The 10,034-nt window shown below is 74.7% G+C and carries 8 protein-coding genes; 5 read left to right on the forward strand and 3 right to left on the reverse strand.

All coding sequences use genetic code 11. The annotated features are described in order from the left end of the window. The first annotated feature begins 254 nt into the window (after positions 1 to 254). Together K6U79_09365 and K6U79_09370 are read left to right on the forward strand one after the other, a co-directional pair. Positions 255 to 497 carry a ferritin-like domain-containing protein gene (locus tag K6U79_09365; protein ID MCL6522561.1) on the forward strand — a complete coding sequence of 81 codons (243 nt, stop codon included), beginning with the start codon at positions 255 to 257 and terminating at the stop codon, positions 495 to 497. Positions 498 to 657: 160 nt separating this feature from the next. Beyond that, the gene (locus K6U79_09370) at positions 658 to 1,884 is read left to right on the forward strand and encodes a beta-ketoacyl-[acyl-carrier-protein] synthase family protein (GenBank protein MCL6522562.1); all 1,227 of its coding nucleotides are present in this window, start codon (positions 658 to 660) and stop codon (positions 1,882 to 1,884) included. Positions 1,885 to 1,895: 11 nt separating this feature from the next. Here the strand turns inward: K6U79_09370 and K6U79_09375 are convergent, their stop codons facing one another. Continuing rightward, complete coding sequence (locus K6U79_09375; protein MCL6522563.1) at positions 1,896 to 4,403, reverse strand: ATP-dependent Clp protease ATP-binding subunit; 2,508 nt, start codon at positions 4,401 to 4,403, stop codon at positions 1,896 to 1,898. Between the two features lie 167 nt (positions 4,404 to 4,570). Between K6U79_09375 and K6U79_09380 the strand changes: the two genes are divergently transcribed. Next, complete coding sequence (locus K6U79_09380; protein ID MCL6522564.1) at positions 4,571 to 6,127, forward strand: UDP-N-acetylmuramoyl-L-alanyl-D-glutamate--2,6-diaminopimelate ligase; 1,557 nt, start codon at positions 4,571 to 4,573, stop codon at positions 6,125 to 6,127. A gap of 187 nt (positions 6,128 to 6,314) precedes the next feature. Beyond that, on the forward strand, positions 6,315 to 7,208 hold the full coding sequence (locus K6U79_09385) for a cupredoxin domain-containing protein (GenBank protein ID MCL6522565.1): 894 nt from the start codon (positions 6,315 to 6,317) through the stop codon (positions 7,206 to 7,208). Positions 7,209 to 7,284: 76 nt separating this feature from the next. Here K6U79_09385 and K6U79_09390 read toward each other — a convergent pair whose 3' ends face one another. Further along, positions 7,285 to 7,623, reverse strand: coding sequence for a helix-turn-helix transcriptional regulator (locus K6U79_09390; GenBank protein MCL6522566.1), 339 nt, complete (start codon positions 7,621 to 7,623; stop codon positions 7,285 to 7,287). A 211-nt stretch (positions 7,624 to 7,834) separates the two neighbouring features. Next, positions 7,835 to 9,622: an EAL domain-containing protein gene (locus tag K6U79_09395; protein ID MCL6522567.1), complete on the reverse strand. Its 1,788-nt coding sequence runs from the start codon at positions 9,620 to 9,622 to the stop codon at positions 7,835 to 7,837. A gap of 173 nt (positions 9,623 to 9,795) precedes the next feature. Here K6U79_09395 and K6U79_09400 point away from each other — a divergent pair. Beyond that, on the forward strand, positions 9,796 to 10,034 hold a 239-nt coding region (locus K6U79_09400; protein MCL6522568.1), incomplete at its 3' end, for an IS110 family transposase.

A 10,034-nucleotide genomic window follows, 5' to 3' on the forward strand; every position in this document is an offset into this window, starting at 1 on the left:
GGCCGCCGCCCAGCCTGTCCAACGCAGTCGCAAGGCCCTCGCCTCCCCCGCCCCGGGCGGCCGCCCGGATGGCGCCGATTCTACGTCCCGGGGCGGCACGCCGGCTGTCGACTCCCGCTGGCCCCCGCTGCCGCGCGGCGCGGCTTCTCGCGGAGCTTCGACCGCCCGGCGCGGACCGGGACGTGCCGGAGCTGCTCCTCATAGGCTGCCGAAGCAGGCCCGCCGGCCGCCGCTCGGCGGGCGCGAAGGGAGGGGTGAGCGCCGTGTCCAGGGAGGGACGAGGCGACGAGGGGACGCTGACCCGCAGGCTGGAGGAGGCGATCCGTGACGAGGAGAGCGCGGCGCGCATGTACGGCGAGCTGGCAAGGTCCGTCCCCGGGGCCGCCGACGCCGACATCCTCTGGTCCATCCGGCAGGACGAGCTGAAGCACCGCGAGCTGCTCCTGCACATGCTTCGCCGGCTCTCCGCCGGCGGAGCCGCTTCTACCCCCCGGTAGGGAGGTACCCCGGCACCCGCGGCCGAACCCCGCGCATGCGTCCGCCGCCGGCGGGCGCCGCGCGGGCTCGGACCTGCCCCGCCGCGGCGCCGGCCGCCCCGGCGGCTTGCGGCGGGAGGTGGCGACGTTGGCCGGCTCGGATGGCCGTGCGCGGAACGGCCTGCGGCGGGTGGTGGTGACGGGCCTCGGCGCCGTCACCAGCCTCGGCCTCGACGTGGAGTCCAGCTGGGAGGCACTTCTGGCCGGCCGCTCGGGAGCGGCCCCCATCGCCTCCTTCGACGCCTCGGCGCTGCCGGTCCGCTTCGCCGCCGAGGTGAAGGGCTTCGACCCGCTGGCCTACATGGACCGGCGGACCGCACGGCGTTCGGGCCGTTTCGCCCAGATGGCGCTGGCGGCGGCCCGTCAGGCGCTGGCTTGGGCGGGCGTCGAGCCCGGCTCCGACGAGATCGGCGTGGTGGTCGCCACCTCCGGCGGGATCTGGGAGACCGGCGCCCAGGAGCGCCGCCTCCAGGAAGGGGGGGCGCACGCCGTCGACCCCTTCCTCGTCCCGCGCATCGCCGCGCACATGGCCGCCGCGCGCATCGGCCTGGAGCTCGGCCTGCGCGGGCCCAACACCACCGTCAACTCGGCCTGTGCCTCGGGCGCCGACGCCATCGGCCAGGCGCTCAACCTGATCCGCCTCGGCCAGACCGAGGCGGTGCTGGCCGGCGGCTCCGACACCACCGTGGCGCCGCTGGCGCTGGCCGCGCTGGCGCGGCTCGGCGCCCTCAGCCGCCGCAACGAGGAGCCCGAGCGCGCCTCGCGCCCCTTCGACGCCGGGCGCGACGGCTTCGTCCTGGCGGAGGGGGCGGGGATGCTCCTCCTGGAGAGCGAGGAGCACGCGCTGCGGCGGGGGGCGCCGGTCCTGGCCGAGCTGGCGGGGGCGGGATGGTCCTTCGACGCCGCCGACGATACCGCGCCCGACGCCGACGGGCAGGCGTTGGCCATGCGCCGCGCGCTGGCCGACGCGGGCGCCGACCCCGCCGAGGTGGGCTTCGTCAAGGCGCACGGCACCTCGACGCAGCTGAACGACGCCACCGAGAGCCGCGCCATCCACGCCGTCTTCGGCAGGCGCGCCGCCGAGCTCCCGGTCACTTCGTTCAAGGGGGCCATGGGTCACGCCGCCTGCGCGGCGGGCGCCGTCGAGGCCGTCTTCACCGTCCTCGCCGTGGCCCGCGGGCTCATCCCGCCCACCGCCAACTACGAGGAGCCCGACCCCGCCTGCGATGTCCGCGTGGTGGCCGGCCGGCCGCTGGAACGGCAGGTGGAGGCCGCCCTGGCCAACGCTTTCGGCCTGGGCGGCCAGAATACGGCGCTCCTCTTCCGCCGCCATCCCGCGGCCGGCTGATCCGCCGCCTCTCACTCCCTCACCGCGGCCCGGCCGAGGACGCCCTCGGGACCGCGGATGACCACGTGCATCCCCTCCGGCGCGCTCTCCCCGGCCTCGGGCACGTCCACCGTCAGCGTGGCGGGCGGCCGGAGGGCGCCCGAAGCAAGCCAGCGCTCCACGTCTACCAGCTGGTCGGTGATCTCGCGCTCGACGACGCGGCCCATCTGCCGCGCGCCTGTCTCCGGCGCCGTGCCCAGCTCCACCAGCCGATCGATGGCCCGCGGCGTCACCTCCAGGCGCAGGCCGGGGTAGCGCTCCGCCAGCCGCTCGCCCAGCCGCCGGACGAATTTCTCGGCCACGCGCCGGTACTCTTCGGGCCCCAGGTCGTGGAAGACCACGATGGCGTCCAGCCGCCCCAGGAACTCGGGGCGGAAGGCGCGGCGGAGCGCCCGCATGGCCCGCTCCTGGCGGTCCAACTCCGCCTGCGCCCGGTCGCCGCGGAAGCCGATGGTCTCGCGCGCCAGCTCCTCGCTGCCCACGTTCGAGGTGAAGATGAGGAAGGCGTGCGAGGCGTCGGCGGTATGGCCGTTGGCGCCGGTGATCCGCCCTTCGGCCATCATCTGCAGGAAGGCGTTGAAGATGTCCGGATGCGCCTTCTCCGCCTCGTCGAAGAGCAGGATCGAGTACGGGTGCTCCTTCAGCGCCTTGACCAGGCGGCCTTCCTCGCCGTAGCCGACGTAGCCGGGCGGGCTTCCCAGGAGGCGCGAGATGGTGTGCGGCTCCTGGTACTCCGACATGTCGAAGGCGACGAGCGCCTCCTCCGTGCCGAAGAGCGCCTCGGCCAGCGCCTTGGCCATCTCCGTCTTCCCCACGCCGGTGGGTCCCAGAAAGAAGAAGGCGTAGGCGCCCTTCTCCTTGCCCAGCCCGGAGCGGGCGGCGCGGACGGCACGGGCCAGCGCCTGCACCGCCTCGGGCTGTCCGAAGACGCGCCGGCCCAGGATCTCCTCCAGCTTCGCCAGCTGCTCGGCCTCGTCGGCCGAAAGGCGTCCCACCGGGATGCCGGTCCGCCGCGAGACCGCCTCGGCGATGTCCTCCGGCGTGATGCGCAGGCTCTGGCCGCTCTGCTGGCGCAGCGCGTCCCGGCGCCGCTTCAGCTCCGCGGCGCGTTCGAAGGCCTGCTCGCGCACGGCCTCGTCGATCTGGCGCTGCAGCTCGGCGATCTCCTCCCCCGGCGCCCGTCCGCCCGAGCCCCCGCCGCCCGCGGTGGTCTCCACCACGTGGTGGGCGATGGCGTCCTGGAGCAGGTCGACCGCCTTGTCCGGCAGGTGCCGCTCGGGCACGTACTGCGCGGCCATGCGCACCGCCGCCTCCAGCGTCTCGTCGGGGATCTCCAGGTGGACCGGCGCGGGCAGTCCGCCGTAGTAGGCGATCTCCCGCTCGCGCAGGGCCTTCAGCATCTCCACCGCCTCGTCGAGGCTGGGTTCGGGCACCCAGATGGGGCTGAAGCGACGGTCGAGGGCGGCGTCATTCTCGATGGTACGGTGGTACTCGTCGGCGGTGGTCGCCCCGATCACCTGCAGCTCGCCCCGGGCGAGGAGCGGCTTGAGCATGTTGGCGGCGTCCATGGCGCCCTCGGCCGCCCCCGCCCCCAGGATGGTGTGGAGCTCGTCGATGAAGACGATGGCGTGCTCCTTCTGGGCCGCGTTCATGGCCCGCTTGAAGCGCTCTTCGAACTCGCCGCGGTACTTGGTCCCGGCCAGCATGGAGCCCAGGTCCAGGCGCAGGATCTTGCGGTCGCGCAGGGCGGCCGAGACGCTCCCCGCGGCGATGCGCTGCGCCAGGCCCTCCACGATGGCCGTCTTGCCCACGCCCGCCTCGCCGATGAGGACGGCGTTGTTCTTGGTCCGCCGGGTGAGCACGTCCTCCAGCTGGCGCATCTCGCGCTGGCGGCCCACCACCGGCTCGAGCTTGCCCTGGCGGGCCAGCTCCACCAGGTCGTCCACGCCGCTGGGCGCCTGCGCCCTCCGCTGGCCCAGGGGGACCGCCGCCGGACCGCCGGGGCCCGCCAGGAACATGAAGCCCTGGCCGAAGGGCAGCCCGCCCGCCCAGGGCCCGCCGGCCGCGCCCTCGCCGGCCCCCTCGCCCGGCTCCTCCGCGCGCCCGTCGCCCGGGCCCCGGCCCTCGCCCGCGGCGCGCGCCTCCCCCGCCTCGCCGCGGCGGCGCTCCTCCAGCGAACGGACGACCGCGGCCAGGAACGAGCGCAGCTGGTAGAGGAGCGGCGTGGGCTCCAGCGCCATGTGCAGGGTGGCGAAGAGCATGTCGAAGAGGCTCTCGCCGCCGAACTCGTTGTACTGCTGCCAGGCGGCCAGCAGGTTGCGCAGCTCCCGCGAGCAGGAGCCGCAGAGGCCCACCTCGGCCTCGGCGTAGTTCTGCGCCCCGAACTGGCGCAGTACCCGCAGCGGCACCCAGCGCGCCAGCGGGCGCACCTCCAGCGGGCGCGCGGCACCGCAACGGTCGCAGACCGGCATGACGGCCATCCCTCCTTCGCTTCCTGCTACTTGACCTTGCCTGACCTTTAGGATACCACCTTCGTCCAGGAAGTGTAACCCGCTCTTCCCCATCACCCCTCGCCGGCGGCGACCGCTTGCGCGCCGCCGGAAGCGGGTAAGCTTTGCGACAGAGTCCGGGCAAGGGAGCGGTGGGCGTGCGACACCTGGTACCGCTGGGGGAGCTGGCAGGGGCGGCGGGCGCCGAGCTGCGCGGCGACCCGCTGACGCCGGTGCGCGGCGTCGCCTTCGACTCGCGCGCCGTCGAGCCCGGGCAGCTCTTCGCCTGCCTGCCCGGCCTCCGCGCCGACGGCCACGACTTCGCCCCCGAGGCGGTGCGGCGGGGGGCGGCGGCGCTCCTGGTGGAGCGTCCCCTGCCCCTGCCGCTCCCCCAGCTGCTCGTCCGCGACGCGCGGCGCGCCCTGGGCCGGGTGGCGGCCGCCTACTGGGGCCACCCCGGGAGGCGGCTGCGGGTGGCCGCCGTCACCGGCACCAACGGCAAGACCACCATCGCCCACCTCTTCGCCGCCTGCGCGCGCGAGGCCGGCCAGCCCGCGGCGCTGGTCGGCACGCTGGGCGCCTGGGCCGGCGGCCGCCGGCTGCGCGGCCCCGGGCTGACCACGCCCGAGAGCGCCGACCTCCAGGAGCTGCTGGCGGCCGCGGAGGCGGCGGGCGACCGCTGGGTCAGCCTGGAGGCTTCCTCGCACGGGCTCGCGCTGGGACGCCTGGAGGGGACGCCGGTGGACATCGCCATCCTCTCGCAGATCCGCCGCGACCACTTCGACTTCCACGGCGACTTCGACAGCTACCGCCGCGCCAAGCTCCGCCTCTTCACCGAGGCCGGCCGCCGCGACGGCGCCCCCGCCCTCGGCGCCGTCCTCAACGCCGACGACCCCAGCACGCCCTGGATCGCCGCCCGGGTGCGGGCGCCGCTCCTCCTCTACGGCTTCTCCCCCCGCGCCCACCTGCGCGTCGAGGAGGTGCGCGAGCTGGGCTGGGGGCGGACGCTCCTCCGCCTGCGCTGGCGGGCGCCGGGCGAGCTGGAGCGCCACCGCCTGGACGGCTCGGCCCCCGGCCGCCTGGAGGTGGAGCTCGGCCTGCCCGGCCGCTTCAACGTGACCAACGCGCTGGCCGCGGCCGGGGCCGCCCTCCTGGCCGGCTTCCCCGCCGGGGCGGTCGTCCGCGCCCTCGCCCGCGCCCGGCCTCCCGAGGGCCGGGTGGAGAGCGTGGAGATGGGCCAGCCCTTCCGCGTGCTGGTCGACTTCGCCCACAATCCCGCCGCCCTGGAGGCGCTCCTGGAGCTGCCGCCCGCGCCCGGCGGGCGGCGCATCCTCGTCTTCGGCGCCGAGGGCGGCAAGGACCCCGGCAAGCGGCCGCTGATGGGCCGCGCCGCGGCGGAGCGGGCGGACTACGTCATCCTCACCTCGGACAACCCCCACCAGGAGGAGCCCGAGGCCATCGCCCGCCAGGTGGAGCGCGGCCTCCTGGAGGCGGCGGCCCACCCGCCCTACGAGATCCTGCTCGACCGGCGCAAGGCCATCCGCCGCGCGCTGGAGCTGGCCAGACCGGGCGACCTGGTCCTCGTCGCCGGCAAGGGGCACGAGCGCGAGATCGTCGGCGCCACCGGCGCCGTGCCCTTTTACGACGTGCAGGTGGTGCGCGAGCTGCTGGCGGAGCGGGCGGAGGCCGGCGAGACCCTCCTTCAGCCGAGCTGAGCGGGGCACTCACAGTCCCCTTCTTCCGTCCCGGAACGGGACGTACGTGACTTGTTTCACAACTTGTCGCTTACCTAAGCGAGTAATATGATGCGGCTGCAGGTCGCTTCTGCCATGGTCGTCGTCTGCATGCCTTCCTCGGGCAGCCGACTTCTGCAACCTCCGCGAAAGGAGATGGGAGTGGCCGATGGCTCCGTCGAGGAGCGCACAGGGCCGGCCGGGGGTGGCCGCGCGGCTGGGCGGCGCCCTCTCGCCCCGCCTCTGGAGGCCGGGGCTGACCGTCAGCCGGCGCGAGTTCCTGGCCACGGTGGGACTGGCCGTGCCCGCCCTCACCCTGCTGGCCGCCTGCGGCAGCATACCCGCCAACCCCGGTCAGACGGCCGCCAAGACGAGCACGCCGGCCGGTAACGCCGGTACGACCAGCGCGCCCAAGACCATCACTGTCACCGTCCCCGGCGAGGACTACTTCGATCCCTTCATCGTCACCGCCAACGCCGGCGATACCGTCCAATGGAGCAACAAGGACTCGGACGCGCACGCCGTCGTCTCCGTACCGGACGCCCCCGCCAGCATCATGCTGACGCTGCCCGCCAACCAGTCGGCTTCCTTCAAGTTCGACAAGGCGGGCGTCTACAACTACTACTGCAACGTCCACGCCGACTACGACGCCTCCATCAAGCGGGTCAAGGCGCACAAGGACTCCAGCGTCTTCCCCGTGGCCATGGAGGGCTTCATCGTGGTGCAGGGACCCGAGCTGAGCCAGGCCGCCCAGCAGAGCGCCACCGTGACGATCCCCGGCAAGGACCTCTTCCAGCCCTACATCGTGGTCCTGAAGCAGGGCGGAGAGGTCACCTGGCACAACGGCGACACCGACGCCCATGCCGTCGTGGCGGCCGACAACTCCTTCATGCTGCCCGTCCAGGGCGGGCAGTCGGTCACGCACACCTTCAGCAGCCCGGGGACCTACTACTACTACTGCAACGTCCACGCCGACCTGGACGCCAAGACGCACTCGGCCAAGGCGCACGAGGACGCCAGCGCCTATCCGGTGGCCATGGCCGGGCTGATCGTCGTCGTCTGACGGAGGCCGTCCGGTCCGCCTCCGGGCGCAGGAAGCCCCGCCCGCCCCAGGCGGGGCCTTCTGCGCCTGCGGCTCCTCAGAGCCACTCGTGCGCCCACTGGTGGAGCGCATCGACGGCGCCCACCAGCTCCCTCCCGCGCTCGGTCAGCGCATAGGCCACCTGGACCGGCCGGGTGGAGGCGTCGACGTGGCGGACGACGAGGCCTTCTTCCTCCAGCTCCTTCAGCCGCTGCGAGAGGAGGCGGTCGCTCAGCCCCGGCACACCGCGGCGGATCTCCCGGAAGCGGTGCGGGCCGGCAAGCAGCCGGGCGATGATCTCGGCCGTCCAGCGGCGCCCGAGAAGGACGGCGGCACGGCGGAAACGCGGGCAGACGGGCTCCCCTTGCGTCGCCTGCTGGCATCGGTCCACGCGCATCCCCCTCCCGTCCGAGCTCGCGCAGCCAGCTTCTGTTCGGTGGCGCGGAGATCCGGCTCTCCCGACCTGCGAAGACTCTCCCATGCCTCTCTGACGTGGTAGCTAATGAATCCTGAGAACCAACTAAGAAATTCGTGGGTGGGAGCATCGCTTGGGTCCGCCGGCCGGAAGGGCAGACAGGGAAGCGGGGCGAGGCGGAGGCGGGGCGCCCTCAGGAGCACCCGTCCCCGCCGGGCTCCGGCAGCGGGCCCCGCCCGCCCGCCGCCAGGCCGGAGGCCGGGCCAGGCGCCGCCGGAGCCCCCGCCGCCGAAGGCGCACCCGCCCCGATCCGTTCGGCCTCCGCCACCAGGAGGGCGTCCAGCACCGCGGCCACCAGGCGGCCGTCCTCCCGCGCCGCCTCCGAGGCGGCGGCGGCGGTCCGCACCTCCAGCACCCACTCCGGGTGGGCGGCAAGGAGCGACCGCCGGATCTCCCCGAGCGCCTCGCGGCGCAGCCGCTCGAGCGCCGCCGCCCCCGCGCCCGGCACGGCCAGGAGAAAGATCGCTTCCCGCCACAGGCCGGCCGCGCCGCGACGGCGGGCTGCCAGGCGGCGCAGGACCGCGCCCACCGTCACCTGCAGCTCGTCCCACGCCTCCCAGCCGTGGACGAGGGCGAAGTCGTCCGGCGCTCGCAGCTGGAGGGCCAGAAGCCCGAGCCGGGCGCCCGCGCCGCGCCCGGATGTCCGCCCGGCGACCTCCAGCCGGGCCCGCAGTCGCGCCAGCTGCAGCTCCAGGCCCAGCCGGTTCTCCAGGCCGGTCAGCGGGTCGATCCGCGAGCCCCGCCGCGCCTCCAGCTCCAGGCGCTCGACGCGCTGCCGCGCCCAGCGGATGGCGGCCCGCTCGACCCGGTCGCCCAGGTCTCCGGGCAGGCCGGCGGCTTCCGCCGCCCGGGCCAGGCGCACCGACCACTCGGCCAGGTCGGCGGCGCCCAGCCGGGCGAGGCTGACAGGAAACGTCTGCGCGGCCGCCCCCGACTCCCCCTCCAGGTTCCTGGGACCGGGGGTCAGAGCCAGGCGGACGCTCTCCGCCACCGCCTCCGCGAGGCGGCGGCCGCCCAGCCCCGGCTCGCCCTCCCCCAGGCGCCAGAGGAGCGGGGAACCCGACTCGAGCCGGCGGCGCAGGGCCCCCTCCAGGCGCGCTTTCAGCTCGGCCACCGTCTCCGCCGCGGGAAGGCCGCCCTCCCCGCTCTCCCCGTCGCCCGCCAGCGGCGGCCGTTCCTCGGGCGGGTCGACCAGCAGCAGCACCTCCTCCAGCGGCAGCGGGCGTGCCAGGAGGAAGCCCTGCGCCATGTCGACGCCCAGCTGCTGCACGGTCAGCAGTTCGGCCGGTCGCTCGATGCCCTCGGCCACCAGCGAGGTGCCGGTCTCCTGGCCGTAGGCGACCAGGCTGGCCACCAGCGTGCGCCGCCCCCAGTCCTGGTCCAGGGCGCGGACCATGACCAGGTCGAGCTTGAGCACGTCCGGACGGACGTCGATCAGGCGGCTCAGGTTGGTGCCCTGCACGCCCAGGTCGTCCAGCGCCACGCGGACCCCGGGCGCCTCGGCGCGGAGGGCGCGCACCGCCTCGGCCAGGCCGCCGGCGGCCGAACGCTCGGTGATCTCCAGCACCACAGGCAGGCCGGGGCATCGGCGCAGCGCGCCCACCACGGCCTCGCGCGAGCGGCGGCGGACGAGCGTGCGCGGTTCCACGTTGATGGTCAGGAAGGCCCCCCGTCCGCGCAGCTGCGGCGCGGCCTCCAGGACCGCCTTCTCCACGATGGCGCGGTCCAGCTCCTCGGCCAGGCCGCGCAGGCGCGCCTCCCGGAAGAGTGCCGCGGGGCTCTCCAGCTCGCTTCCGGCGGGCCCGCGTACCAGCGTCTCCAGGCCGACCACGCGCTTGTCGGTGAGGCGGACGATGGGCTGGTAGAGGAGGCGAAGGCGGTACGGCTCGTCGAGCAGGCGGCGGAAGAGGTCGCTGGCCACGTCGGCACCCCCGAGATGGATCGGGCGCCGGCCGCAGGCCTTGAGCCACCGGCCGCGCGCGGCCGGCCCTCCGGGCTAGTTACGATGAACGCGGCCGGCTCCTGGTTCGCAGCTCGTGGGTTACGCTCGAGGAAACCCAGGCGCAGAGCCACATACGAAAGGAGCCGGCCAAGATGAAGGGTACCACACGGTTCGTCGGTCTGGACGTCTCCAAGGAGACCCTTGCGGTGGCGGTGGCGGAGGAGGGGCGCGAGGGCACCCGGTACTGGGGCACGATCGCCAACCGTCCTGAAGAGGTGCGGAAGCTGGTGCAGAAGCTCGGCCAGCCGGAAGAGTTGATGGTCGCCTACGAGGCCGGACCGACCGGCTACGGACTCTACCGGCAGCTGAGCGAGATGGGAATCGTCTGCGT

The organism is Bacillota bacterium (assembly GCA_023511835.1).
Lineage (GTDB): Bacteria > Bacillota > Sulfobacillia > JAIMAT01 > JAIMAT01 > JAIMAT01.

Excerpts from the sequence above, each read along its gene's own strand:
- K6U79_09375 (MCL6522563.1), bottom strand. The coding sequence starts at position 4,403 with ATGGCCGTCATGCCGGTCTGCGACCGTTGCGGTGCCGCGCGCCCGCTG.
- K6U79_09390 (MCL6522566.1), bottom strand. The coding sequence starts at position 7,623 with ATGCGCGTGGACCGATGCCAGCAGGCGACGCAAGGGGAGCCCGTCTGC.
- K6U79_09385 (MCL6522565.1), top strand. The coding sequence starts at position 6,315 with ATGGCTCCGTCGAGGAGCGCACAGGGCCGGCCGGGGGTGGCCGCGCGG.